Origin of the sequence: Legionella saoudiensis, from assembly GCF_001465875.1 — a bacterium.
Taxonomy (GTDB): Bacteria; Pseudomonadota; Gammaproteobacteria; order Legionellales; family Legionellaceae; genus Legionella; species Legionella saoudiensis.
On record NZ_LN901323.1, the window covers coordinates 501,208 to 527,045 of the forward strand.

Here is a 25,838-nt window from a genome sequence, read left to right on the forward strand (position 1 = left end):
GGATGAACACGCAGACCGGGGCAACCTCCACTTTAAATAATTCTCATATTATCACCTCAGGCCCCAGTACAGGCATTGGCATTCGGGTAAGTAATGTGAATTTTAGTACTACAGGCTTATACAGTACATTTACCGGTAATAATTTAAATGTGGAAACTTTTGGTAGTGAAAGTTCAGGGGTGATTACTCGCGCTGACTCACATGCAACAATATCGAATTTATCAGTGCTTACTCATGGGACCAATGCAGTAGGACTTTATGCACTTGAACGGGGTTCACAACTCACTGTCTCTGATGCATCAATAAGCACTTTAGGTACAGGGAATGGTGTAATGGCACGAATTGGAGCCATGCTTACCGTAAATAACAGTTTAATTACTACTCAGGGGGAGGGGGCAAGTGGGGTATATGTAGAGGCAGCCTCGGCAAATCCCGTATCAACTGTTGCGCAATTCAATAATTCAACAATTGGAACCTATGGGGCTGCTGCTCATGGATTGGAGATGCTAAATGGTGGAACAATTAATACGGTAAATACCGATACACATGCTTATGGTGTTGCGGCTCTGGGATTAATAATTAATAGTGCTGCAAATTACCTTAATGATGTCAATATCACTGGGGTTCTCTAACTAGTGATCAGGCTGCAGCCATTGCGGTTATTGGTGGCGAATCAACCATTAATCTTACAGGTACTACAGTCACCGGTAATGCTCATTGGTTAATTGTCGGAGATCCTGGTAATTTAGTAGGTATTTCTCCGGTATTAGCTAATTTAGGCAGTGAAGATAATGTGGGAGCCTCAAATGGCTTAGGCTTGGCTGCACTTACAGCTCCTGTAACGTCGTTTGCGCCAGCACCACAAACATTATTACCTGACCCTACTATAGCCAGTATTACCGTGAATAACTCAGTAGTTAACGGGGCGGCATTAACAATGGATGGGGACACATCCACTGTGCTTTTGGAAAACAGTTCTCTATGGAACATGGCTGGGTCTTCTAATTTAACAAATCTTACCAATGCTAATAGTATTATCCAATTTTCTTATCCATTTAGTGGTTATAAAACCTTAACCGTAACTAACTATGTTGGGCAAAATGGCACGATTGTGTTGCATACTTTTTTGCAAAAGATAACTCTCCTTCAGACCAATTAGTAATTGTAAATGGTGGTTCTGCGACAGGCTCAACCGGATTAATTGTGCGTAATACAGGTGGATTGGGCGCGGTAACGACTGACAATGGGATTTTGGTCGTCGATGCTACTGATGGCACAACCGCAGTGGATGCATTTTATTTAGAGCAACCAGCCGAAGCAGGGCCTTATAGCTATAGCCTCTACCGCGGCAGTATTGATGATTCGGGTTTAGAAAACTGGTACCTGCGCTCAAAAAAACGTGATGATCCAATTCCGGATTATCGTCCTGAGGTTTCTTTATACAGTTCTGTCTATTCAAACTTAATGAACTATAGCCGAACTTTGTTGGGCACTTTTCATCAACGTGTGGGTGCAGAAGAACAAGTGCATGATCCACGTGCACAAAATAAAAATACAGCCTATATGAATGGTGGATGGTTACGGGTGATCAATCGTGGAGGAAATATACATGATCGGGGTATCCTAGCTCATGGACCTAATTTTAATTACCAGCTCTATGCGGTGCAGGCAGGAGTTGATGTGTATCACTATGAATATGATAAAGGCCAGCGAGACTTTGGTGGATTTTATCTCACCGGGGGTGGTGGTTACAGTTCAGTACGTCATTACACTCATACAAAAGCAGGAAATGCTAACTTTGACTCCTATGGTTTTGGTTTGTACTGGACTCATATTGGTAGCAATGATTGGTATGTTGATGGGGTATTCCAGGGCAGTTATTTTGAACCCAACGTTTACTCGCAATATCAGACACTCAACCCCATGCATAATCAAAGTTATGCCATTTCCCTTGAAGCAGGCTACCCATTCCATCTATGGAATAACTGGAGTGTAGAGCCTGAAGGGCAATTGGTTTATCAAAATTTGCCAGGAACTCGTAGTTTTGATGCGGCTTCTGGAGTGCGTTTTGATACCAGTAATTCATTTATCACTCGTTTAGGTACACGCCTGGTTTGGGATAAGTTCAGTGCGGCGGAAAAAGAGGCTCGCGGTAAAACCACCCTGTGGGTAACACCAAGCTTTTCTTATGAATCTCAAGGGGTATCTCGAACTAAGTTTAGTTCTGAAGACGGTTGGATACCGTTTACTTCTTCTCTGAAAGGAACTTGGTTTTCTGGTGATGTAGGTGGCACCGTGCAAATTAATCCCGTGGTTTCGCTTTATGGAACTGTGGTTGGCGAAACGTATCTTAATGGCCGTGGGCAGGCTTATGATGTGATGGCGGGATTACGCTTTAACTTATAAACCCTTTGTATGGCAGATAGACTGGGCTTGCAAAAAGCCCAGCATTGTAGTTGCTAACATATCTTTCAAAAGCCTTAAGGGATGCCCTGAGGCTTTTTAGCTGGCGAGAAAAATAAATAATTTATTAGCTTGGTTCACTACGAGCAAAAGTGCTGCGACTAAAAGCCACTTTTTCTGCTACCGATTCATTAGGATGTTCTTTTTGATGCGCCTCAATAATGCGGTAGCGCTTAAGACCACCTTCGCGATTGGCGATTTGGATGTTTAATCCAGGACGCGCATTCAGCTCGAGCATTAAGGGGCCTTGATCTTTATCGAGCACAATATCCACGCCAAGATAGCCTAGGCCGGTTAAGTCATAACAACTGGAGGCAATTTCCAGTATTTTATTCCAATAGGGGACTTCAATCCCGACAATAGGGTTTAGGGTGTCTGGGTGATAATCAATGGTGTCATTATGAAATACCCCGCCTAAGGTCTTTCCTGTCGCTAGATCAACGCCCACACCAATAGCACCTTGGTGCAGGTTTGCCTTACCGCCGGATAAACGAGTGGGAAGTCTTACCATCGCCATCGCAGGATAGCCTAATAAAGAAATAATGCGAATATCAGGAATACCTTCATAACTGACCTCGGCAAAGACGGGATCAACAACCACGCGTTTTTCGATAATCGCATAGTCAGAAGAACCACCTAAACTGTAAGCACCAGATAACAAACAGGATAAATGGTAGCTCAATTCTTGAGCTGTAGTAAGTTTCCCATTAATTTGGCGATAGCGGCCATATACTTTATCTTTAAAAACTAAAATGCCATCACCGCCTGAGCCCCGAGCGGGTTTCACCACAAAATCATCATAGGGGGCGAATAGGGTTTCAATGGATTTAATTTGTTGTTCTGTTTCAATGATTTCATATAAAGGAGGGACGGCAATGCCCGCTTGCAGAGCTAATTTTTTAGTCTTAAGCTTATCATCAACCAAAGGAAATAATTTTCTTGGATTATAGCGTAATACAAAATCAGTATTCCGTTGGTTGATGCTTAAGATTCCATGATTTTTTAAACGGCGAAACAAATTAATCATTATTCTCTCGCAAGCACTTTAAAGCGTTTTAACTCAAACAATCGATAGCCGCGGTATTGGCCAAACCACAAAATTAGTGCGAGTAGTACTAAAAGTAATTCGGGGAATGCAAAAATTAAATATTGCAATGGCTCATAACTCATCGCCCAATAAGAAATTACGGCGGCAAATAAACTACCAACTCCTGATTTAATTGCCTCAGATGCCCCACGCTCATCCCAGGTAATGCACATACGCTCAATCGTCATGGTTAAAATAACCATGGGGAAGAGAGCCACCGATAAACCGGCGTCCAGACCAAGGTTTTGGCTAACCACACTAATAAAGATCATGAGCAAAATGACCACCGTAAGAATGGCTGCCAAGCGGGGCACTAAAAGCAGTCGCAGCTGATCGAGATAAAAACGTGCTAAAAGTCCAAAGGAGACAATGGTGACAAAAAGGCAAATTCCCCAAATAACATGCGTTTCTCTAAAGGCTAGGGCAATTAATACGGGCATAAAGGTACCAAAGGTTTTTATGCCGATAAAATTACGCAGGATTAAAATAATAAAGGCGCCAATGGGAACAGTAAGTAAAATTTTATAAATCGCTTGCACGTTTACCGGGAGTTGCAGCAGTGAAAAACGCAATAACTGCGAATCAGACTGCAGACCACGAGATTTGGCAATGCTTAAGGCATTAATAGGGGTCGGTGATACCGTGATATTAAACAATGGTTTTTTACCACCGGTAACGTTATATACCGGTTCATTGCCATATTGCCAAATTAAAAAGTCTTTAGGCAGGCCCGCACCACCGGTTTTCGGATTAATATAAATCCAGTTCTTGCCATTAAATACCGCTAAAAAGTATTTCAGTTCAGCTTTATTTTGCTGTGATAAGTAAATACCCTTTACTGGCATAGCCGAAATTTTTGATTGGTTTAAAATTAAGATGGCGGCATCAACAATTTGCTCATCAGTAAATTCATTACCCAGCAATAGCTTGGCATTTCCATCCTGTTTATTCAGTTCTTTAACTGTACTTTGCGCAAACGTCTTAATATCGGCGGAAGATTGTCTCACTTGATTGGTAATGGTTTCTACAGCAGATTTCTGACTTTCATTTAAGGGTTGCGACTTAATTGCGGTGGGTGCGCCTAAGGGGGATTCATTGGCGTCTGTTTGTCGGAATATCGCTCGGTAATATAAAGACTGCGCCCCATGCGCACGTCTTATAGACCAAACGGTTTCTCGGTTATCACCATTGAGGTTGGTCGTGACACCATAGTTTCGTGAAACAAAATACTCATCAAGAATGGCAAAATGGGGGGGTAAATAAGGAATATTGAAACTGGCTTTTATTGGCGTACTGGGGTCGGCAACAAAGCGCAAGTTGGATTCTACCATCCAACTATTGACGGTTTCCGTATCCGTTAGCGGCACGTCCAGTACGAGATGCCGATACAAAAAGATTCCCGTTCCTAAAATAAATAACGTGAGGATAAGACCATAAACGTGACGCGTATTGTTTTTCATTATTTCTTACTGCTCTGGGTTTTAACGGTAAAAGTTAAGGCAGGATCTACTGCACCATTAAATGCAATAATAGCATCTCTACCCAGTAATAAAGGATAATTGAAACGCTTGCGGTTGGTTAAATTAACTTTAATGGTTTTGACCTGATCTCCAAGTTGTATAGCAAGTAATACTACAGGACGTTTAATCGGCTCATGGGGTAAAAGGCCATCATGCTCACCGGCGCGCACTTTAATTTTTACTCGGCCCTTATATTCCCCTTCAAAAACATAGTCTCCAGTTTTGGTCGGTACCGTAAAGCGTAAGTAAGGTACCCCTTTTACATTCACTTCTGTAATATTGGTTGCATTTAATGATGCTGATTTAGCACCAGTGTCTAATTTTGCAGATAAGACCAAGTCTTTACCTGGAAATGAAATTTTTTCAACATAACCATAAATGTGTACTGCATCTTTTGCCATAAGGGGTCCAGTCATTAGTAGCATACAAATAAAGAGAGCAGATATCGTTCTCATTTAATCCTCGTTCCTGAGTTGTATATACCTTAAAAATCACCAAGGTATAGAAGTTTCAATCGTAATGGAGCAATATCGTAGCAGGTTTGCACTCTAAGTCACAGTCTGTAAATGGTTTTCATTAAATATTTTTTGTCCGCACAAGATTGTGTTATCATTAACGATGGCCGTTGATATTGTATTTTTTTGATCCAGTGTGGATTTATAATTGACATCAAGATTAATAAAGAATATAATATTTTTCAATCTTAACTGATGGCCCTTGTGTGACGCATGTCTCTTAAGAATGAAGAAGATTCGTCGAAAAAGCATAAAGAATTCGTATTCTTATTGGCAATTGCCGGTCTTATCGATGCGCAAAGTGTTCTTCTAGCCCAGGAGCTGGAAAAAGATCGTACTATTCATCATGTATATAACGTCTTTGACTCCCTCAGCTCTTCCTACAGCATGTTTAAATTCTTTTTTGAAGTTTGTATTTCCAGCAGTAATGATCCCGATTTAATGCGCCGAGTCTTGTGTTCTCCTCAGGGGATGTCTTTATTTATCAGTGAAGCCTTGTTTTTAGTTAGCTTTGCTTTTTTCGCCAGTTATTTTGAAAAAGAAAAAAACAAGGAACCAGGAAAACGTGATGAAATGAAATATTTTATTGCCGCCTCCTGGCCTTATTTTCGCGATATGATGAAAGGGATGAAAAATGCTTATAAGGGATGGAAAAGCGTAGTTCAAATTATCGGTATTTTAGGTCTCGCCGATCTCAAATCACTTATCATTCCGGTAGGATTAGCCTTAGGACTAGTGGCAACGCTTAATCGTTTCCTACAGCGCTCTACGGAAGAGCAGCGCAAAAAGAAAATGACGGCAAATAAAGATTTGTTAAAACGTCTTAATGATAAAAACATGCCTTTTTTAACTAAAGAAGAGCATGAAGATTACTTACGTGACCCAAGCAAAATTCAATATCAAACGATGAGCGAACGCATGTTGGATATACTTGCACGGGCTTTAGGCGGTTTAATCGATAGTCTGTACTTGTATGCGGGCGTAATTGGCCTTGCTCTTTTAACGCCGGAAGTATTTACTGTTATGGCGGTATTCACCCTTGTTTTTTCTATGGCGTGTATTGCTTCGCGTATTTATGAAGGCTATGAAGCACAGCGGGAGCTTTTAGCAACGCAAACGCGCTGTAAATTGGCTTTAGTGGCTAAAGAATTAGAAACGACTTATGCAAAATTAGCGCGTCCTGAGAATATGCATTGCGCGGAGATGAAACGTGACGCATCCGACTTAATGGCACGATTTATTGCTTTGCACAAAGAATTAAACGAACAAACGACGGCAAGCTATACCACGGTATTTTTCTTAGGGGTCAAAAATGGTTTATTTGCCTATGGTGTATTAACCAGCTTTTTATTTATGGCCACGTCTGTCTTTAGCGTCTCTACAGCACTTTTTCCTCCGGCACTGTTAATTGCTATTATTTCCTCGGGTATCGCCTCAATTATCGGCGTTACGTCTTTTTTGATGCGCTCTCATCAGCACTATTTACAGGAGCAGGGCCAGAAGCATACTGCCGCTAAGGAAGCATTGCAGCAGCTTGAACGGTTGCAAAATAATTTAAATTTCGACAATGGCACTGCACCATCAGTAGACTCTTTGAAACAATGGCTCAATGAGGCGCGTAAACCCGCAGAGATCCAAAAGTCTTTAACTCAAGAATGGCTGGAAGTTTTTCGTTCGTTCTTTTCGGGTATTTCCAAGGGCAATAATTTTGCAAGTTTAATTGCCATAGCTTTCTTACAGACCGATCCACAAGACCATGAGCACGGACCATCGGCCATGTTAATGCTTACCGTTGCTAGTGCTGCTGTGTTTTCTACGGTTTTAGCGTTGCGGGCTTTAGCACGTGGATTAGGTAGAGATAATGCTGCTAAAAATAAAGAAGTGAGTACTTCAGAAAGAACCGCGGGCGAGGCAACAAAAACCAAGGCCGCCGGGGAATCAAGCGAAGGTACTGAATCTCCGCCTGCTTCCCTTAAAAGAACCCTTTCCTTTCAAAATATTTATAACTTCTTCAGACCAAACGATACCCATCAGCCATCAGTTACACCGCGGGAGCATAAAGTTCAGGGTTTAACGTAGGGTCGTTGTACATCTTAAATTGATGATAAATTCTAAAAGTACGTTTTTGCGTCAAAATTTCTTCAAAAAAAGTCTCTAAACAAGAGGCTAATTGTTCTAATTGTTGCTGAATCACTGTTAATTTATCGTGACAGGTGCGACGATGCTCTTCACTTACTTCCTGACGTTGAGTTTGTAAATTCATGTGATAGGATTTAAGCGCTAAAATGGATAATCTATCAATGATCATGCCTGGCGACTCGGAGTTCACCGGGCATTGGTCATGTGCGGCCGGTTGCAATAGATTAAACAACCAGGTATCCATTGCTTCCATGCGATTATTGCGTGCTTGGTTGCACTGATCAATCTCACGTTTGGCCTGATAGACAAATTCAGAGCCCATATCATCACGACGGGCGCGATCCTCAGCATGCCAAAGTTGATAATTAAAGGCATGATTTTCTTCAACTAGACGATAAAAGCCTTGATGCTGGGAAGATACCCCAGAAGCTTTCCATTGATTAATACACGTACGATGTAGTTCGGTAATGGCTGATGTCTGAATTTGTTCCGACATATTTTTATTCCTGCAAATATAAAAAACAGGAAGTGTACCTTAAAAAAAGTGATGGGATCCATAAAAAAGTGGTCGTTTAGTAACCAAAATACTTTTTGTAAATGGTTTCGTAAGTTCCATCAGACTCCATTTGTAATAAGGCGGCATTGATTTTTTTTATCTCCGGCGCATTTTTTTTCAAGGCCACAATGCCATAACCCATGCCAATATCAATGGGTTTTCCGATGGTTTTTAGATTTTGTACATTGTTGATAATATATTTACCCACGCTGGAATTGAGAAGCAAGGCATCTACTTGTTTAGAGGTTATTCCAGAAACGAGGCTATTAATACCATCATATTCAATGACATTATTAGGTGGCGTAAATGTGCGTAAAACCGCATTTTTGAGGTTACTTGATTTAACCACACCGATTTTTTTGCCACGTAGATCGTCAATAGAATGAATGCTGGTATTGCTATTTAAAATCATAAACTGGCTTTCGCTGGGTAGATAAGGAAGGCTGTAAAGATAATCTTCATTAGGGGTTAATACTACAGGAGCGGGCAAGAATGCCACATCAACCTTACCTAAGCGCAGCGCCTCTAATTGTTTGCCCACCTCGGTGGCTTTATACTGACAGGTATTGCCAGTGCGCCGACAGATTTCATTCATTAACTCAATGCAAAAACCATAGAATTGTCCGGTATGACCAATCTCGGAGGCAAAAGGTGGAACAAATCTTAAAACCCCTACGGCTAGTTGAGCCCCGTAGGCAAAAATATTCCCCAACAAAAGAACTAAAAAGACGATAAGCTTCATGCTAAGAATCCATCATGGATATATTTTAAATTTAGGTTGTTAAGGCATCGCTGTCAAATTAGACAGATCTACAGATCTTTTGATGTATTGGAACAGTTATTTTTTAGCTAAGCACCTATCCAATGCATTAGCAAAGGCGGTTTTTTCCTTGATGCTTAAAGAAGGTGGGCCCCCAATGTTATGGCCACTGGCGCGTAATTGCTCGTTAAGATCGCGGATATTTAAACGTTGCCTGATATTATTTGCGGTATAAAGCTCCCCACGTGGATTAAGAGCTAAGGCATGTTTGGCTACTACCTCTGCTGCGAGAGGGACGTCTGCGGTAATTACCAGATCATGTGCTTGAACATGGGTTACAATATAATGATCGGCTCGATCAAATCCTTTTTCTACTTGTACGGCACGAATGAACGGAGAGCTTGGGTAATTGATAAAGGAATTAGCAACTAATGTCATTGATGTCTTCGTGCGGTTGGCCGCGCGAAATAAAATTTCTTTAATGACTTTGGGGCAAGCATCGGCATCTATCCAGATGTGCATGTTGGTATTATCCTTTTTTAGCGGTTAAAGCGAGTGCCATTTCGAAAATGGTACTAGTAAGCAGTACAGGGTAATTATATAATTTTTATTATATCGTGAAAGTACTTATGGAGAACAACATGAAGGTTAAAGCAATTTTAGGATTATTGGCGCTGTCTTCATCAGTTATTGCCGCCGAATCTAAATTACCTGCTGGCTGTCAGCCAGTGATGGTGCAGGGGAATGCGGTAACTATTCCAGCGGATAAAAAAGCTTTAGTTTTTATTCATAATATCACGACCATCGATATGTGGGTGACTCATCCCGTGAGCAATCCCAGCGCAAGTGCCGGTTGGACCAGTCGTTTAGAAGGTGGAAAATGGGCAGCCCTGTCTTTAGAAAAAGGCCCCTTTGCATTGACCTGTATTGAATCTAGACCAGGCCATGAGCAGCAAGTTCCTTGTGAGGGTACTATTGCGGTATGCAAATGGAATAAAGTGAAGTTTCCTGAAAAAGCGCAAGGAACATTCTGGGCTGCAGAGAATATGTCTTTACCTGCCTTGAAGGCAGCAGTTGGCGCGCGCGGTTATGTGTTACCTCGCTAACAGGTAAATCATTTGCTACTTATGCAGATAAGTGGTAGAAGAGAGCAAATTATGATTAAGTTAAATTATGACAACAAATATAAATGTGGTGAACGGTGAGTAAAAAATCAAAAGATCCCTTTCATGAGCGGGAAAGTGAAAAATACGCCGATCCCATCCCTAGTCGTGAGTTCATTATGGAGGTCCTTAATGAATACGGCAAGCCGATGTCGCGCAATCATTTATTTGAAAAATTGCATTTAGATGAACGCAAGCAAGAGACAATGGGATTTCGTCTTAAAGCGATGTTACGTGACGGGCAAATTATGCAAGATCGCCGCGGACGCTTTTGTCTTTTGCAAAAGATCAATTTGTCACGCGGAACGGTACAAGCCCATCCTGATGGTTTTGGTTTTTTCATACCGGATGATGGTTCGGATGATATGTTTCTTTCCGCCAAGGAAATGCGGGCAGTAATGCATGGCGATGTTGTTTTAGCCTATCAAGTAGGAGTAGACCGGCGTGGAAGACCCGATGCAAAAATACATGAGGTTTTAGAACATGCTAATGCATCCATTGTCGGGCGGTTTTTTACCGAGCATGGAATTTCGTTTGTATTGCCAGACAGCAAGCATTTAACCCAAGATATTTCCATTCCCCAAGAGTTTGTAAATGGTGCCAAAAATGGCCAAATGGTTTTAGTTGAGGTTATTGCTTTCCCCAGCAAACGAGGACAGGCTATTGGTAAAATTATCCATGTATTAGGGGAGCATATGGCTCCAGGCATGGAAATCCAGGTTGCAATTCATGCACATGGTATTCCTTTTGAATGGCCTGATGATGTCAGTGTCGAAGTAGCCAAAATTCCACAGCAAGTGACGGAAGAACAAATCCACGGGCGTACCGATTTACGTTCGTTACCTTTTGTGACCATCGACGGTGAAGATGCCAAAGATTTTGATGATGCTGTTTATTGCTATGCAAAACCTAAGGGTGGTTTTCAACTTTATGTTGCCATTGCCGACGTGAGTAATTATGTCCAACCGAATTCTGCGTTGGATAAAGAGGCTGCTCGTCGAGGTAATTCGGTTTATTTTCCTGGCAAGGTAGTTCCTATGTTGCCGGAGGCTTTGTCCAATGGCCTATGCTCATTAAATCCACATGTTGACCGCTTGTGTATGGTTGCGGAAATGGCGATTAGCAAAGAGGGTAAAATTGCTCGTTCACGTTTTTATCGCGCTGTGATTCACTCGCATGCGCGCTTAACCTATACCCAGGTCGGTAATTGGTTGCAACAAGGGGCTAGTGATGAAAAGCATGCCCCCCTTTGGCCCATGATCAGCGGGCTTTATGATTTATATAAAGTCTTATTAGCTACGCGTAAAACTCGGGGTGCGATGGATTTTGAAACAACAGAAACACGTATTGAGTTTGATGAGCATAAGAAAATTAAATGCATTGTTCCGGTGATTCGTAATGATGCGCATAAATTAATTGAAGAATGTATGTTAGCCGCCAATGTGGCGACGGCTCGTTTTCTTGAGCGCGCCGAAATCCCTACTTTATACCGAGTGCATGCGGCTCCGGAAGAAGATAAAATTACGGCGTTAAGGCAATTTTTAGGCGAATTAGGTTTGCAATTATCTGGTGGTAAAAAGCCAGGACCTAAAGATTTCCAACGTACCATGAATGCGATTGTTGATAGACCAGACAGGCATCTGATTGAGACGGTAATGTTGCGCTCTCTAAAACAAGCGCATTATGTTGAAGCCAATGAAGGTCACTTTGGACTTGCTTATTCGGCTTATACCCATTTCACTTCACCTATTCGTCGTTATCCTGATCTATTAATTCATCGGGCGATAGGCCATCTTTTGGATAACCATCCGGTTTACGAGTTTGAGTATTCGCATGATGATATGAATCGTTTAGGTAAACACTCCTCTATGACGGAACGCCGTGCGGATGAAGCAACTCGCGAAGTAGTTACTTGGCTCAAATGTGAGTACATGCAAGATAAATTGGGACAAGTCTTTAAAGGACGTATCTCTGCGGTAACCAGTTTTGGAATTTTTGTTGAATTAGATGATATTTTTGTTGAAGGTTTAGTGCATGTTACTTCGTTGAAAAATGATTATTATACTTTTGACTCAGTAAAACACCGACTTATTGGGACCCGAGGCGGTCAAGTATATCGTTTAGGCGATAAAATGACGGTGTTGGTTGCACGTGTTGATTTAGACGAACGTAAGATAGATTTTGAGCCTGTTGTAGAGGATGCCAAAAGTCATGAGTGAGCAATATGTTTATGGAGTACATGCCGTTTCCGCTTTAATAGCTAATCCCCATCGCGTTATCCGTAAGCTGTTTATCAGTCAGGAGCGTATGGATAAGCGTGTACAGGATTTATTAGATAAAGCCATACAGGCCAAAATCAGCATTGAAAAGCTAAGTACTCAGCAAATGAATCAGCGTTTTGCTGATTTTATCCATCAGGGAATTGTCGCCAGTGCTTCGGCATTGCCAGATTACAATGAGTCTCATCTTCTCCCTTTATTAGAGGCGAGCAAAAAACCGGCTTTGATTTTAATTCTTGATGGCGTTACTGACCCACATAATCTTGGAGCTTGCTTACGCAGCGCTGATGCAACCGGCGTTGATTTTGTGGTTATTCCTAAAGATAAAAATGCCAGCGTTACCCCCGTTGTAAGCAAGGTTGCTTGTGGCGCGGCTGAATCGATACCGTTAGTGCGGGTTACTAATTTAGTGCGCAGCATGGAAACATTAAAAGAGCAGGGTGTCTGGATTTATGGCGCGGCAGGGGAGGCAACTCAATCTTTATACCAGACAGACTGTACTGGCGCGATGGCGATAGTGATGGGAGCAGAAGGAGAAGGTTTACGACGTTTAACCCGTGAACATTGCGATGGCTTATTTTCTTTGCCCATGTTAGGCAGTGTAGATAGTTTGAACGTATCTGTTGCGACTGGTGTTTCTTTGTATGAAGTATTGCGACAAAGAAAAGGGAGTGCATTAAATGAATGATTTAAAAATTCAAGCGGCAAAAGCGGCTTTAGACTATATCGAAAATGATACCGTCGTTGGCGTAGGCACCGGATCTACAGTTAATTTTTTTATTAAAGAATTAGCAACGATCAAACATAAAATTGATGCTTGTGTTGCCAGTTCCAAAGCCACTGAGGCGCGGTTACGTGCTGAAGGTATTCCGGTTATGGATTTAAATGCGGTGCAAGAATTGCCGGTATATATCGATGGTGCCGATGAGGTGGTCGTGCATGGCGAAATGATTAAAGGTGGCGGTGGAGCACATACCCGCGAGAAAATCGTTGCTGAAGTAGCCAAAAAGTTTATTTGTATTGTTGATGAGTCAAAGGTGGTTAAGCAATTGGGCCAATTTCCATTGGCTGTAGAAGTAATTCCTCAGGCACGCAGTATGGTTGCGCGGCATTTGGTGCAATTAGGCGGTGATCCTGAATATCGGGATGGTTTTGTTACGGATAACGGAAATATTATTTTGGATGTGTTTAATCTAACCTTTGATAATATGCAAGCATTGGAAGACCGTCTAAATACGATCCCAGGTGTGGTTGAGAATGGTTTATTTGCTCATCGTTTAGCCGATGTTATTTTGGTCGCCTCACCGGCGGGGATAAAGAAATTAAAAGGCTGATAGAGCAATATTATCCCCTCGCTCTCATTAAGTAAGAACATTAGCAATGGCTTGTAGGCTGACCCTGGCCCACATGGAGTTCTGGTGCGGCTGGATACCTTGTTGAGGCAGGGACCCAAACCTACGAGCATGAGTAAAAAATGAGCTTTAAATATTTAACTAACTAGGTTTTAGAATCATGGGTAAGTGCAAAGTTTTTGTAAATCGAATTCTCAACATGAAAAAAATCAAATTGATTGGTTTGGACATGGATCATACCCTGATTCGTTATCACTCCGAAAACTTTGAATCATTAGTCTACCAGTTAGTCAAAGAGCAACTAGTAGAAACCAAACATTATCCAGAAGCCATTCGGAAATTAAGCTTTAACTATCATGATGCCATTCGTGGTTTAGTGGTGGACCGTAAAAACGGTAATATTTTAAAGCTAAGTCGTTATGGGGCAATTAGACAAAGTTTCCATGGGACTAAACAAATTGATTTTGCCGAGCAGCAAAAAATCTATCGCAGTACCTATGTGGATTTGGGCGACCCCAACTATATGGCAATTGACACTTCATTTTCTATTGCTTTTTGTGTGCTCTATGGGCAATTGGTGGAGCTTAAAGATACCTTGGGCGATGGTATGCCTAACTATCAGGGGATAGCCCTAGATGTGCAAGCTTGCGTAGATAAGGTGCATTCGGATGGCAGCCTCAAATCGATTATTAGCAAAAACCTATCTACCTATGTGATTAAAGATAGGGCTTTAGTGGATGGCTTAAAGCATTTCATTCATCATGGCAAAAGAATATTTATATTAACTAACTCTGAATATTCCTATACCAAACTTCTTTTAGAGTATGCCATTAATCCGTTTCTCAGCAAGGGGGAAAGCTGGGCTGATTTATTTGAATTTGTCATTACTTTAGCCAATAAGCCACGATTTTTCTATGATAACTTACGCTTTTTATCGGTAAATCCTTCTACAGGTTTTATGCATAATCTCATGGGACCTATTGTTCCTGGTGTCTATCAGGGAGGGAACGCTAAGAAATTTACTGAAGATTTGCGGGTGCGTGGCGATGAAATCCTATACATTGGGGATCATATTTACGGAGATATTCTGCGCTTGAAAAAAGATTGTAATTGGCGTACGGCTCTAGTTGTCGAGGAATTAGGCGAAGAGATTGAAGCACAAATAAGAGCCATGCCTATTGAGCGAAAAATTAGTGAGACGATGGAAGTGAAAAAAGAGCTAGAGTCGAACTACGTGCAATTACATACACGAAGTATTGATGAAGGCTCTACAAAATATCAGAAGGAGTTGCAGGAATTACAAGCGCAGATTAGCCGTTTAGATGCTCAATTAACCAAATTAATCAAAGAGCAACAAGCTTTTTTCAATCCTAAATGGGAACGAATATTCCGTGCCGGTGCAGAGGAAAGCTATTTTGCTTATCAGGTAGATCGCTTCGCGTGCATTTATATGGAAAAACTCTCTGATTTACTGGAGTGTTCGCCTATAACTTATTTCCGTGCGAATAGACGATTACTTGCTCATGATATAGAGACATAAAGTAAGGGTAAGAGCCTTCATTGCTGCTCTCAAGTCCTCACTCCGAACGCAGGCCTCTGTACAGGCTGGGGTTTACTCACTGCGTCGGGATGGTGGTAAGCGTTCACGCTGTATGTATTCTATTAAAGTTAATAAAAACTGCTGTCATTGCGAACAAAGTGAAGCAACCCAGTACGGAGTCTTAACGAAGCATCGTTTTGGAGGGCTTCGCCATGGTTCGCAATGACTAATTTACCTATCTCGTGAACGCTTACGGATGGTGTTAGGTATTTCGGCCACCCGGAGTTTTATGTTAGGTCGTGACCCAACTACATTTATCTTAATGCAAGCACCTCAATGGGCTGCGTCCCAATTTTCTCCAGTACCAATCGAAACAAGTAAAGGAATCGATAGTTGTACCGCATGCTCCATCAAATGGCGAATTTTCTGTGAACAGGATGCAACTTCCTGCTTAGCTACCTCAAAAACCAATTCGTCATGTACTTGCATAATCATTCTGGCAGGTGGATTTTCCTGGCTGTTTTGCCAGTCGGCGATGGCTATCATGGCTTTTTTAATAATATCCGCCGCTGTGCCTTGCATCGGAGCATTAATCGCAGTACGTTCAGCTGCTTTTTGGCGCATCATATTCCGAGTGTTTATTTCCGGCAAGTAAAGCCGTCGCCCAAACAGGGTTTCTACATAACCGTTTTGATGTGCTTGTTGGCGCGTACGGTCCATATATTCTAAGACTTTGGGGTAACGCTGAAAATAGGTATCAATATAGCGTTGTGCGTCTTGGCGCTCAACGCCAATTTGCTTGGCTAAGCCAAAAGCGGACATGCCATAAATCAAACCAAAGTTCACTGCCTTGGCTCGACGGCGATGTTCTGAACTCACTTCCTCACGGGGTACTTGGAAAATTTCTGCAGCAGTGGCTGTATGAATATCCCAGCCATTGGCAAAGGCAGTAAGCAAGTTATCATCTTGGGATAAATGCGCCATGATTCGTAATTCAATTTGCGAATAATCCGCTGCCAAAATGAGATGTTCCGGTGGTGCAATAAAGGCCGTGCGAATTAAGCGGCCTTCTTCATTACGGATGGGAATATTTTGTAAATTAGGCTCGCTTGAGGACAGGCGTCCCGTTGCGGCCACGGCTTGATTATAGGAGGTATGCACTCTGCCCGTTCCCGCACTTATTTTTTTAGGTAAGGCATCAATATAAGTGGAAACCAATTTGCTTAAACCGCGATATTCTAAAATAACCGCAGCCAAACGGTAGTCAAACGCGAGTTCTTGTAACACCGATTCTGCCGTTGAGGGCTGGCCCGTTGGGGTTTTCGCAATTACCGGTAGCTTTTGCTCGTCAAATAAAATCTCTTGTAATTGTTTGGGAGAATTCAAATTGAAGGGTCTTCCTGCCAATTGCAATGCTTCTGCCTCAAGCTCTTGAATGCGTTCTTTCAGACGCTGACCGTGATGCTCTAAGGTCACGGCATCAATCAACACGCCCCGTAATTCCATATCAGCCAGTACTGTTACTAGTGGCATCTCAATTGTATTAAAGACTTTTTGCAATGAGGGTTCCATCATCGGGAATAACTTGTGATGCAACTGGAGGGTGACATCTGCATCTTCTGCTGCATAAATCCCGGCTTTTTCAACGGGGATTTGATCAAAACGTAATTGCTTTGCCCCTTTACCTGCAATTTCCTCATAGGTAATGGTTTTATGACCTAAATATTTTAAAGACAAGGAGTCCATGTCATGACGACCAGCACTACTATTTAAAACATAAGACTCAAGCATAGTGTCGTAGGCGATGCCTTGAAGATGAATGCCGTGATTTTTTAATACGGAGTAATCGTACTTAATATTTTGCCCAATTTTTTTAATTTGCGGATTTTCCAAAATAGGTTTTAACTGGGTAAGTACGTCTTCTCGGTTTAATTGTGGACTGCCATCGGTATGGGTAAACGGGATATATGCCGCCTTTAATGGCTCAATAGCTAGTGATATGCCCACAATTTCGGCCTTCATAATGTCAATATCAGTGGTTTCAGCATCAATGCAAAAGGCTTTGCACTGCTGCAGCTGTTGCAACCAAGGTTCCAATTGTTCGTTGGTAGTTACCAGTTCATGAATGGCATTAATGGCACTTGTTTCTGTAGTTTGTTCGGGTTGGCTTTCTTTTTGCTCTAAGAGCTCCTTTAGCCAATTTTTGAATTCAAGCTCGCGAATAAGCGCAATGAGCGATTCTTTAACTACGTCTTTGGGTTTTAATTCATGTAGGCTTAAGGGCAACTCTAAATCAGTTTTAATGGTTACCAGTCTTTTGGACAAGGGTAATTGGGAAATACTGGCGCGCAAATACTCACCAATTTTGCCGGTAATACGTTCGGCATTTTCTATTAAATTGTCTAAAGTTTGATATTCAGTGAGCCACTTCACCGCAGTTTTAGGACCACACTTGGTAACACCTGGAATATTGTCTGAACTATCGCCCACCAGAGTAAGATAATCAATGATTTGTTCTGGTGTTACGCCAAATTTTTCTTTAACGCCCATAACGTCCATAGTGGAGTTGTTCATGGTATTAATCAGGCTAATATGCTCATTAACCAGTTGGGCCATGTCTTTATCGCCGGTGGAAATTACTACTGGAATTCCTTGTTCTGTGGCTTGGCGCGCCAGGGTACCGATTACATCATCTGCTTCGACTCCTTCAACCATTAGCAGAGGTAAACCCATTGCTTCTAATAATTGCATTAAAGGTTGAAATTGAGAGCTTAATTCTTGAGGCATAGGAGGACGATTGGCCTTATATTCTGGGTACCATTCATCTCGAAAGGTTTTCCCCTTAGCATCAAAGACTACCGCCAGTCCTTCAGGCTGATAATCTTTGATTAATTTTTTAATCATGTTTGCAACCCCATAGACTGCTCCAGTGGGCTGTCCTTTGGAGTTAGTCAAAGGGGGAAGCGCATGAAATGCACGAAAAAAATAGGATGAACCATCGATAAGAATTAATGGTGCCTTCATTATTTACTCTACCTCTAGCTTAGATACTTGTTCGCTCAATACAGCAACTTGCTCTGAAAGGGTTTTTATATTTTTGCGTATTAAAGGAATACGATTAACCGCCAGCTCGTGTTTTATGGCAATATCTTTAGGACGGGCGGGATTACCAAAATAAACCACTCCCGCTTTAAGCTCTTTCTTGGGCGCCACACCAGAGCGAGCTCCTAAAACAACACCATCACCAATGGTCACATGATCACTAACACCAACATTCGCGGCAAAAATCACGTGATTTCCCGTGGTGCAACTTCCGGCAATTCCTGTAAAACCGCAAAGAATGTTGTGCTTGCCCAACTTCACTGAATGAGCAACTTGCACGAGATTATCAATCTTTGTTCCTTCACCAATAATAGTAGCACCCATGGTTGCGCGATCAATTGCGGTATTAGCGCCAATTTCTACGTCATCATGAATTACTACTTTACCTAGATGGGGTACTTTTAAGTGTTTGCCATCAACAAAAGTATAGCCGAAACCATCTGAACCAATAACGGTGGATGCATGAATAATAACTCGGGAGCCGATCTGACATTGATCGTATATTGTGACATGGGGATGAATGGTTGTATTCGCCCCAATAGTAACGCCTTGTCCAATATGTATATGGCTTTTAAGTACGCAGTGATCGCCAATAACACTACCGGCTTCAATATTAACATAAGGTCCTACATAGACCTCTGCTCCTAATTGCACATTTTCAGCAATAACTGCTGTAGGATGAATTCCTGGCTGAACTTTGGGGGCTGGATGAAAATGGTGGAGAAGAGAAATAAATGCTTTAAGAGGATGAGCTACTTGGATTACTGGTTTTTTAGTGCTTTCCATCCCTTGAGCTACCAAAATGGCCGCGGCGGGAGAGGCTTCTACGATTTTCAGATTGTCAGTACTGTCAGCAAAAACCAGTGTTCCCGGAGCAATATCATCAATAGGGGATAATGCGGAAATCCGTAGCGAATTATCGCCGATGATGGTTCCTTGTACTAAACTTGCTATCTCATAAAGCGAAGCATTCATTTTATTGGCCTCTAAATTTGCAAAATAGGGCTGATTATATACTCCTTATGGTGTCTTTTCGAGCCCGCGCTGAAAAAGCCCCACGAGCGTCCAATGCCTTATTAATTTATACGGAGTACGCTCTGACGATTTAACGGGTTTTTACCTTCACATTCTGTGTAAATAAAAAGTATGAAATGAATTCGCTTTCTATTTATTCATAGACTACACTGACTAAATATTGAACAATTCGATTTGGGGGTTGTAGCTATGCGTGTTTCATTGAAGTGCGCATAAGTCTATGATCGATGTAAACAATTTGTCATTTACAGAGTGATTTTTACAGATAAGGACATTATTAAATCCTGAATGTATGGCAAATTTAGCTATGCGCGTGGGAGCTAAATTATGAGTAAGTCCTATCTAATAAAACCGCCTCTAACAATTTTTAAAGAGTATGACATTCGTAATCAAATTGGTGAAGATTTGAATGAAAATACTTATTATACCTTAGGCGTTGCTATTGGTAGTGAACTACAGGAACTCCATGGATTACACACGCTATTGCTATGTCGTGATAGTAGGCCTAGCAGCAAGCTGTTTGCGGATGCTCTAATTAAAGGCTTGCTCTTTACGGGTACAAATGTCATTGATATTGGTTGTTTACCTACTCCGGTTTTGTATTTTGCCATGCATGACTTGCAATGTCAGTCAGGATTAATGGTAACCGCGAGTCATAATCCTGCAGATTATAACGGCTTGAAAATCATTTTAGGCAAAAAAAACTATTACGGTGAACGCTTACGTTTATTGCATCAACGTATTATGGATGAGCGATACCTCTATGATGATACGGAACGAGGACGAGTGGTGCAATATCCGGAGGAACAGGTGGTTAATAAGTACATCCGGATGGTTAAAGCCAGTTTAAGAGTGATTAAGCCATTAAAAGTGGTTATCGGGGGAGGCAACGGAGTTGCATGCCATTTAGCGCCCCAATTATTAACCGCCTTAGGTTGTCAGGTTATTTCTCATTATGCTGAGCAATCCGCATCCTCTGCAGAGGAAAATTTGAGTGGTTTACGTAGGGTGGTGCAATCACAACAAGCTCATTTAGGGTTGGCTTTTGATGGCGATGGCGATCGTTTGAGTGTGATTGATAAAAATGGATGTGTTATTCCTTCGGATTATTTGCTATTGGCATTTGCTGATGCCCTCTTAAAAAAGATGGCTGAACCTGCAATTGTTTTTGATGTGAAATGTACTCATCATTTGCAGGATTACTTAAGTGCCCATAATGGGCGTGCCATTATGACCAAGACAGGTATGGCCCATATTATGGCAACGATGAGTGCGCATCAGGCAGCCATTGGCGGCGAATATTGTGGGCATTTTTATTTCAGTGACCGGTGGTTGCCACATGATGATGGCCTTTATGCTGCGGCCCGGGTATTAGAGATGCTTAGTGAGCAGGCCAAAGATAGCCATCAATTTTTTGAACAATTTCCCAAGTCCTTAAGTACTGATGAATTAAAAGTGGGTATTGCTGAGGGCTTAAAGGCGCAATTTATGCAACAAGTAGTACTGCAGGCTCCAGATTATCTGTCTGGGGAGCTGGTGCATATTGATGGGTTAAGAGCCAATCTAAATAATGCATGGGGGCTAATTCGTCCTTCAAACACCGGGCCTTATTTAACCATACGTTTTGAAGCCAAAACCTATGAGGCCATGCAAGATATAAAATGGATGTTTGGTAAATTAATTAATGCCATCAATCCCTTATTAGCTTTGCCGTTTTAATGCATTAATTAAAAATAAATTTCCAACGGAGGTTACAACAAAGGGCCTCCTGGAAGTCCTTATTTAATATGCTTTTACTGGCGAAACGAAGCCTTGTGGTTTCATTGCCCATAATGAGCAATTAAGCTTTTGCAAGGTATTTTCTGCCGTATTGCCAATAATAAATCCGGTAATTCCAGTGCGGGCAACCGTTCCCATTACTAAAACATCGATTTCTTTTTCATTGACCCAGGCGGGGATGATTTCAGTAGGATCACCTTTTAAATGGTAGATTGGCGGTTTTTCTGGAAGCTTTGCCTGCTCAATTAATTTATGCAAGGCCATGTAATTGCTATTGCCCTCTTGCTGTACCATCTCGTCAATGGTATCTACTGACATATCAACCCAGGCGCTATTGCGTAAAAATCCTTCTAAGGCAAATTCCCAGCAGGAGAGAATACTAAATTTTCCTGAATAAAATATAGCTAAGTGCTGAGCCAATTTTAACAGGTTACGCGCCAGATCTTGCTCTGCTGTATCTGTATTATCGGGGGCGATGGCTACTGCGACTTGAATTGATTTAGGATGTTTTAATGGTCGATGCAGAAACAGCGTGCAGGGACATTTACGTAGCAGAGCCATATCTAAGGCTTTAAAGCCGGGCCCTGCCGCCTCTTCTGCTGCTTTAACAACTAAATCGTGAGATTGGCGTAAAACGCGTTGAATAATTGCAATATTTGGCGTTTTTTCCCAAACAATTTCCACTGGAATGACTTTTTTCTGGCTTGATAAATGATTTTGTGCCTCCACAATCATTTTTTGAATATTCTCTTTTAAAAAGGTTTCATAGGATGCTTGATACTGCTCGAAATTAGCAGAAAAAGGAGGGCATACAATAAGAATTTCTAAACAAGCCTGATCATGCTCTGCTAACCGTATGGCTTCAGTTAAGGCTTCACTTCCATTTTTAATACCGTTACTTACAAAAAGGATATTACGAAATCGTTTCACAAGATGCTCCTTCCTGGGATAAATAAGCCTAGGATTTGTTATTTATTATAGTATAAATAATATGCGCGCTATTTATTCTATACTTTTACGTAAGGACTTCTTTTTGAGGATACTTCTGTGTTTAAACGGATATTAGTTACTACAGATTTCTCGACCCATTCATTCTATGCGATTCAACGAGCGGTTCAATTTGCCCATTCGGTGCAGGCCGAATTAATTTGTGTGCATGTAATCAATCAAGGCTGGATGGATGGAGGGGATGCGATCGAACAGGATTGGGTCCACAAAGCAGAGGAGGCTCATGAGCAGGAGTTAAAGCAGCTTATAGCCCCATATCCGATGCAATTCAAAGTGTTGGACGGACGTGTTCCAGACGAAATTATCAAATTTATTCAAGAGCATTCTATTAATATGGTATTTATGGGGGCGCACGGCACTTATTATTTAAATGATTTTATTTTAGGGACAAATTCTGAGGCGGTGCTTAAGCAATCCCCCATTCCAATGCACTTAATTCGCCAGTCGCCAACAGCAAGAGAGTATGCGCGTGTTTTAGTGTGTACGGATTTTTCTGATGCCAGTAAAAAAGCGATTGAAGTTGCCTATAAAGCATATCCACAAGCGGAGTTTTTGCTATTGCATGTTGCAGATGTCTGGTATGAGAAAATGGTAAAACCCCATATGCACGATTCTTTGCAAGATAAATTAAATAAATTCTTGGCAAGCTGTGCTGTGGATCCCAGCCGTTTTTCAGTAAAATTTATTGGTGGTTACCCTGCCAATGATATTCCACAGTATGCAAAAGACTGGGGGGCTGATTTGGTGGTTTTAGGCACACGCGGGCATTCAGCACTATATTATGTATTAATGGGTCGGGTAAGTGATCGCTTGGTGCGGGTTAATCCCACAGATATGTTGATTGTGCCTTAATATTAACGATTCGCATCTCTGCGTTAACGGAGCCTGCTTTCGAAGCCAGGCTCTTAAGAGTTAGCCAAAATACCTACTTAACACTAAAGCCGCATTTGCCCCACCAAAGGCAAAATGATTCGATAAGGCGATGTCAATCATCTTCTGGCGAGCACTATTTGCCACATAATCCAAATCGCAAACAGGGTCAGGAGTATCCAGATTGATTGTGGGTAGCAACAGATTATTTTGCAAACTCAGGGTGGTGGCTATAATTTCCATAACGCCGGCTGCACCAATGGCATGTCCGGTCATCGATTTTTGGGCGGTTATAGGAATTTCATAGGCACGCTGACCAAAAACAGCTTTAATGGTTTCTGTTTCAATACTGTCATTGAGCGGAGTACCGGTGCCGTGAGCATTAATATAATGGATGTCATTTACTGATAAACGCGCATCATCTAATGCAGAAAAAATAGCGCGTTGCTGGCCTTGGGAATTAGGGGCTGTTACATGAAAGGCATCACAGCTTGCGCCAAAGCCGACAATTTCCGCATAAATTTTAGCGCCGCGCGCTTTCGCCTGTTGCAATTCTTCCAGGATTAGAATCCCGGCCCCATCCGCGATAACCATTCCATCTCGATTGAGATCAAATGGGCTACAGGCTTTGGTGGGATTTTCATTCTTAGTCGACATTACCCTCAATTTACACCAAGCTGCAAGTATTGATTCCCAAAGAAATGAATCGGTGCCTCCGCAAACAGCGGTAGATAATCTGCCGTGAGCGATTTGCTGATAGGCGGCTCCTATAGCTTCCGCGGAAGAAATGCAGGCATTGGATATGGTCGAGTTGGCGCCCCCAATGCCAAATTCAATGGCAATATAATTAGCAATGGAGTTAGGCATGGTGCGTAATACGGAGAGAGCGGGCATTTTTTTCCACCCCTCAAGGTAAATCGCTTTATAGACTTCTTCGGCCTCAGACTGTCCGCCCATACTAGTACCAATGTAGGTACCAGCACTAAATAGTTCCTGGGCATTTAAGCCTGCTTGTGTGATTGCGTTATGAGCGCAATATAACGCATATTGGGCAGCGCGAGGATAGCGTTTACTTTTATTAAATTGAGGAAACTCATCTAGGTTAAAATCGGTGATTTCGCCACCAATTTGGGTGGGATAGGGGGAGGGGTCAAAGTTTTGAATGCGTTTAATTCCACACTGGCCTTGGCTTGCTGCATTCCAAAATTTGTTCAGCCCTGTTCCTATGGACGATGTAATTTCCATTCCGGTTATGACGACCCTCTTTTTCATCCCTAATCCTTTTATAAAGAAGCATTTTTTCAAGCTAATACTAAAGGGGGGGAGAAAACTCTGTCAAGATCTTCATTTCTTAATATTACCTTAATGCTTTTAGTGTAGCATTCAGCTCCATAACCATAGAACAATACGATCTGTTAGGAGCATAGTTATGTCAGCAACTAGTACATTAACTGAATTTTATGGCTCTTTTTTCTCAACCTGTGGTCACATAGCAAGAGGCCCTTATACGCTTATTACCCAAGCGTTTATTGGTCAAGACCCTGAACCAGAGGATCACATTTTAGGGTTCGCAGCATGCATTATATTCTCCACGATATTGCCTATTTTACCGCAAATGTTAATAGCTTCTTTCAGCCTTTCATGTTGCCTTGCAATCGGTGCAATTCTCACCATGCCGTTTACTTATACAGCCGCCGCATATATGGATGCGCAAGAAGATAACACCTCATCTATGTATCGATTTTAATTTTTGGGGAAATTGCAATTAACTTGCGACACTTATTGGATTGGCCAGTTGTTTCTGTAGTTGGCCTACATCAATCATCCAATAGTCGCAGGCATTTTGCGTTAAAAAACCTAAGCGAGTATATAAGTTAAGTGCTTTTTGATTATGGGTTTCCACGTCAAGATTCAAATCAGGTTTACCTTCACTTAATGCATAGTTAATGCAGTATGTAATCAGGGCTGTTCCCAATCCATGACCTTGTTTTTCTGGAAACACGGCAATGTCTGAAAGTGTTGCTCCATGTTTTTGCCAGCGCAAATGGGCTTTACCAATGAGTTGATTATGTTCAAAAGCCAGAATAATCTGATAATTGCGTTCGCTCAATATATGCTGAAAACGAGGTTCGAGCTCGGCATGCGTTTTATAAAAACAGGCTTCATCTAACAAGCATAATTGCGGAACATCATCGATTGTGGCGGTACGAAAGGTGAGTTGTTTTTTATGATCCAACAAAGGGCTTAAATTATGTCGCTCCATATAGTATTCACTGTGGCGGTATAAGAAGCCTAGTGTGGGCAACCAGCGTTCGTTGATATGCGCTGGACATGAAAAAATCACTTTTGGATAGTTATGCTCTTGCACTATGGGTAAAATATGACGCAGCAATTGTTTCGCAATCCCTCTACGGCGGGCATCAGGATGTACTAACAATGCGATTTCTACCGCATCTTCATAGAAAAAATAAACACTAACAAAACCAAGTAATTGCTCGTTTTCATAGTATAAAGCAATCGTAGGCAGGGTTCTGCGTTGAACCAATAAATGCATGTATACATTAGGAACGCTGCCATCGACAGCCTTGCTGATGTTTTTTAGCTGCTCCAAATCATGGAGCTGCTTTTCATTCAATTGATTGGTTGTGCTAATCATGGCTTTTAATTTTA

21 protein-coding genes and 1 pseudogene are annotated in these 25,838 nt (G+C 41.7%); 11 read left to right on the forward strand and 11 right to left on the reverse strand.

Going from position 1 to position 25,838, the window contains the following annotated elements; all coding sequences use genetic code 11:
• Positions 1-2: 2 nt before the first annotated feature.
• Both BN3124_RS08390 and BN3124_RS08400 read left to right on the forward strand, forming a co-directional pair.
• Positions 3-632 carry a hypothetical protein gene (locus BN3124_RS08390; RefSeq protein WP_058534348.1) on the forward strand — a complete coding sequence of 210 codons (630 nt, stop codon included), beginning with the start codon at positions 3-5 and terminating at the stop codon, positions 630-632.
• Positions 633-988: 356 nt separating this feature from the next.
• Positions 989-2,406, forward strand: a pseudogene (locus BN3124_RS08400) (autotransporter family protein).
• Positions 2,407-2,530: 124 nt separating this feature from the next.
• Here BN3124_RS08400 and BN3124_RS08405 read toward each other — a convergent pair.
• From BN3124_RS08405 to BN3124_RS08415, 3 genes are read right to left on the reverse strand one after another with little or no spacing between them, the layout of a single operon-like run.
• On the reverse strand, positions 2,531-3,490 hold the full coding sequence (locus BN3124_RS08405; protein ID WP_058534351.1) for an alpha-L-glutamate ligase-like protein: 960 nt from the start codon (positions 3,488-3,490) through the stop codon (positions 2,531-2,533).
• Positions 3,490-5,010 (reverse strand): inactive transglutaminase family protein, encoded by a 1,521-nt coding sequence (locus tag BN3124_RS08410; RefSeq protein ID WP_058534352.1) that lies wholly within the window; start codon positions 5,008-5,010, stop codon positions 3,490-3,492. Before BN3124_RS08410 ends, BN3124_RS08405 begins: the two co-directional genes overlap by 1 nt.
• Positions 5,010-5,471 carry an ATP-dependent zinc protease family protein gene (locus BN3124_RS08415; RefSeq protein ID WP_230849121.1) on the reverse strand — a complete coding sequence of 154 codons (462 nt, stop codon included), beginning with the start codon at positions 5,469-5,471 and terminating at the stop codon, positions 5,010-5,012. Before BN3124_RS08415 ends, BN3124_RS08410 begins: the two co-directional genes overlap by 1 nt.
• 327 nt (positions 5,472-5,798) lie before the next feature.
• Here BN3124_RS08415 and BN3124_RS08420 point away from each other — a divergent pair, with 327 nt between their 5' ends.
• Positions 5,799-7,664 carry a hypothetical protein gene (locus tag BN3124_RS08420; RefSeq protein ID WP_058534354.1) on the forward strand — a complete coding sequence of 622 codons (1,866 nt, stop codon included), beginning with the start codon at positions 5,799-5,801 and terminating at the stop codon, positions 7,662-7,664.
• Here BN3124_RS08420 and BN3124_RS08425 read toward each other — a convergent pair.
• The 3 genes from BN3124_RS08425 to BN3124_RS08435 form a co-directional block, all read right to left on the reverse strand.
• Positions 7,627-8,220: a DUF4254 domain-containing protein gene (locus BN3124_RS08425; protein WP_058534355.1), complete on the reverse strand. Its 594-nt coding sequence runs from the start codon at positions 8,218-8,220 to the stop codon at positions 7,627-7,629. The genes BN3124_RS08420 and BN3124_RS08425 overlap by 38 nt on opposite strands.
• A gap of 76 nt (positions 8,221-8,296) precedes the next feature.
• Positions 8,297-9,022, reverse strand: a complete 726-nt coding sequence (locus BN3124_RS08430) for a transporter substrate-binding domain-containing protein (RefSeq protein WP_058534356.1) — start codon at positions 9,020-9,022, stop codon at positions 8,297-8,299.
• Between the two features lie 96 nt (positions 9,023-9,118).
• On the reverse strand, positions 9,119-9,562 hold the full coding sequence (locus BN3124_RS08435; protein ID WP_058534357.1) for a YaiI/YqxD family protein: 444 nt from the start codon (positions 9,560-9,562) through the stop codon (positions 9,119-9,121).
• Positions 9,563-9,681: 119 nt separating this feature from the next.
• Here BN3124_RS08435 and BN3124_RS08440 point away from each other — a divergent pair, with 119 nt between their 5' ends.
• The 5 genes from BN3124_RS08440 (at position 9,682) to BN3124_RS08460 (ending at position 15,374) form a co-directional block, all read left to right on the forward strand.
• Positions 9,682-10,146: a hypothetical protein gene (locus BN3124_RS08440; protein ID WP_058534358.1), complete on the forward strand. Its 465-nt coding sequence runs from the start codon at positions 9,682-9,684 to the stop codon at positions 10,144-10,146.
• Positions 10,147-10,241: 95 nt separating this feature from the next.
• Positions 10,242-12,422 carry a ribonuclease R gene (rnr, locus tag BN3124_RS08445; protein WP_058534359.1) on the forward strand — a complete coding sequence of 727 codons (2,181 nt, stop codon included), beginning with the start codon at positions 10,242-10,244 and terminating at the stop codon, positions 12,420-12,422.
• Complete coding sequence (gene rlmB / locus BN3124_RS08450; RefSeq protein WP_058534360.1) at positions 12,415-13,170, forward strand: 23S rRNA (guanosine(2251)-2'-O)-methyltransferase RlmB; 756 nt, start codon at positions 12,415-12,417, stop codon at positions 13,168-13,170. Before rnr ends, rlmB begins: the two co-directional genes overlap by 8 nt.
• On the forward strand, positions 13,163-13,816 hold the full coding sequence (gene rpiA, locus BN3124_RS08455; protein WP_058534361.1) for a ribose-5-phosphate isomerase RpiA: 654 nt from the start codon (positions 13,163-13,165) through the stop codon (positions 13,814-13,816). The genes rlmB and rpiA overlap by 8 nt, the downstream gene beginning before the upstream one ends.
• A gap of 178 nt (positions 13,817-13,994) precedes the next feature.
• Positions 13,995-15,374: an HAD-IG family 5'-nucleotidase gene (locus BN3124_RS08460; RefSeq protein ID WP_058534362.1), complete on the forward strand. Its 1,380-nt coding sequence runs from the start codon at positions 13,995-13,997 to the stop codon at positions 15,372-15,374.
• 333 nt (positions 15,375-15,707) lie between these two features.
• On the opposite strand, the gene polA is transcribed toward BN3124_RS08460, so the two are convergent.
• Together polA and lpxD are read right to left on the reverse strand one after the other, a co-directional pair.
• Positions 15,708-18,398: a DNA polymerase I gene (gene polA / locus BN3124_RS08465; protein ID WP_058534363.1), complete on the reverse strand. Its 2,691-nt coding sequence runs from the start codon at positions 18,396-18,398 to the stop codon at positions 15,708-15,710.
• Positions 18,399-18,401: 3 nt separating this feature from the next.
• The gene (lpxD, locus tag BN3124_RS08470; protein WP_058534364.1) at positions 18,402-19,451 is read right to left on the reverse strand and encodes a UDP-3-O-(3-hydroxymyristoyl)glucosamine N-acyltransferase; all 1,050 of its coding nucleotides are present in this window, start codon (positions 19,449-19,451) and stop codon (positions 18,402-18,404) included.
• Positions 19,452-19,838: 387 nt separating this feature from the next.
• On the opposite strand from lpxD, the gene BN3124_RS08475 reads away from it, so the two are divergent.
• Positions 19,839-21,230 carry a phosphomannomutase/phosphoglucomutase gene (locus BN3124_RS08475; RefSeq protein ID WP_058534365.1) on the forward strand — a complete coding sequence of 464 codons (1,392 nt, stop codon included), beginning with the start codon at positions 19,839-19,841 and terminating at the stop codon, positions 21,228-21,230.
• A 63-nt stretch (positions 21,231-21,293) separates the two neighbouring features.
• On the opposite strand, the gene BN3124_RS08480 is transcribed toward BN3124_RS08475, so the two are convergent.
• Positions 21,294-22,220, reverse strand: a complete 927-nt coding sequence (locus BN3124_RS08480; protein ID WP_058534366.1) for a universal stress protein — start codon at positions 22,218-22,220, stop codon at positions 21,294-21,296.
• Between the two features lie 117 nt (positions 22,221-22,337).
• On the opposite strand from BN3124_RS08480, the gene BN3124_RS08485 reads away from it, so the two are divergent.
• Positions 22,338-23,150, forward strand: a complete 813-nt coding sequence (locus BN3124_RS08485; RefSeq protein WP_058534367.1) for a universal stress protein — start codon at positions 22,338-22,340, stop codon at positions 23,148-23,150.
• A gap of 60 nt (positions 23,151-23,210) precedes the next feature.
• On the opposite strand, the gene BN3124_RS08490 is transcribed toward BN3124_RS08485, so the two are convergent.
• Positions 23,211-24,440 (reverse strand): beta-ketoacyl-[acyl-carrier-protein] synthase family protein, encoded by a 1,230-nt coding sequence (locus BN3124_RS08490; protein ID WP_058534368.1) that lies wholly within the window; start codon positions 24,438-24,440, stop codon positions 23,211-23,213.
• Positions 24,441-24,597: 157 nt separating this feature from the next.
• On the opposite strand from BN3124_RS08490, the gene BN3124_RS08495 reads away from it, so the two are divergent.
• Positions 24,598-24,915: a hypothetical protein gene (locus BN3124_RS08495; RefSeq protein ID WP_058534369.1), complete on the forward strand. Its 318-nt coding sequence runs from the start codon at positions 24,598-24,600 to the stop codon at positions 24,913-24,915.
• 18 nt (positions 24,916-24,933) lie between these two features.
• On the opposite strand, the gene BN3124_RS08500 is transcribed toward BN3124_RS08495, so the two are convergent.
• Complete coding sequence (locus tag BN3124_RS08500; protein ID WP_058534370.1) at positions 24,934-25,824, reverse strand: GNAT family N-acetyltransferase; 891 nt, start codon at positions 25,822-25,824, stop codon at positions 24,934-24,936.
• Positions 25,825-25,838 lie beyond the last annotated feature (14 nt).

Coding starts and splice junctions, on each gene's coding strand:
- BN3124_RS08500 (WP_058534370.1), bottom strand. CDS start 25,824: ATGATTAGCACAACCAATCAATTGAATGAAAAGCAGCTCCATGATTTG.
- BN3124_RS08390 (WP_058534348.1), top strand. CDS start 3: ATGAACACGCAGACCGGGGCAACCTCCACTTTAAATAATTCTCATATT.
- BN3124_RS08490 (WP_058534368.1), bottom strand. CDS start 24,440: ATGAAAAAGAGGGTCGTCATAACCGGAATGGAAATTACATCGTCCATA.
- rlmB (WP_058534360.1), top strand. CDS start 12,415: ATGAGTGAGCAATATGTTTATGGAGTACATGCCGTTTCCGCTTTAATA.
- BN3124_RS08430 (WP_058534356.1), bottom strand. CDS start 9,022: ATGAAGCTTATCGTCTTTTTAGTTCTTTTGTTGGGGAATATTTTTGCC.
- BN3124_RS08415 (WP_230849121.1), bottom strand. CDS start 5,471: ATGGCAAAAGATGCAGTACACATTTATGGTTATGTTGAAAAAATTTCA.
- BN3124_RS08405 (WP_058534351.1), bottom strand. CDS start 3,490: ATGATTAATTTGTTTCGCCGTTTAAAAAATCATGGAATCTTAAGCATC.
- BN3124_RS08460 (WP_058534362.1), top strand. CDS start 13,995: ATGGGTAAGTGCAAAGTTTTTGTAAATCGAATTCTCAACATGAAAAAA.
- BN3124_RS08420 (WP_058534354.1), top strand. CDS start 5,799: ATGTCTCTTAAGAATGAAGAAGATTCGTCGAAAAAGCATAAAGAATTC.
- BN3124_RS08475 (WP_058534365.1), top strand. CDS start 19,839: ATGAGTAAGTCCTATCTAATAAAACCGCCTCTAACAATTTTTAAAGAG.
- BN3124_RS08425 (WP_058534355.1), bottom strand. CDS start 8,220: ATGTCGGAACAAATTCAGACATCAGCCATTACCGAACTACATCGTACG.
- BN3124_RS08435 (WP_058534357.1), bottom strand. CDS start 9,562: ATGCACATCTGGATAGATGCCGATGCTTGCCCCAAAGTCATTAAAGAA.
- BN3124_RS08410 (WP_058534352.1), bottom strand. CDS start 5,010: ATGAAAAACAATACGCGTCACGTTTATGGTCTTATCCTCACGTTATTT.
- BN3124_RS08440 (WP_058534358.1), top strand. CDS start 9,682: ATGAAGGTTAAAGCAATTTTAGGATTATTGGCGCTGTCTTCATCAGTT.
- rpiA (WP_058534361.1), top strand. CDS start 13,163: ATGAATGATTTAAAAATTCAAGCGGCAAAAGCGGCTTTAGACTATATC.
- BN3124_RS08495 (WP_058534369.1), top strand. CDS start 24,598: ATGTCAGCAACTAGTACATTAACTGAATTTTATGGCTCTTTTTTCTCA.
- lpxD (WP_058534364.1), bottom strand. CDS start 19,451: ATGAATGCTTCGCTTTATGAGATAGCAAGTTTAGTACAAGGAACCATC.
- polA (WP_058534363.1), bottom strand. CDS start 18,398: ATGAAGGCACCATTAATTCTTATCGATGGTTCATCCTATTTTTTTCGT.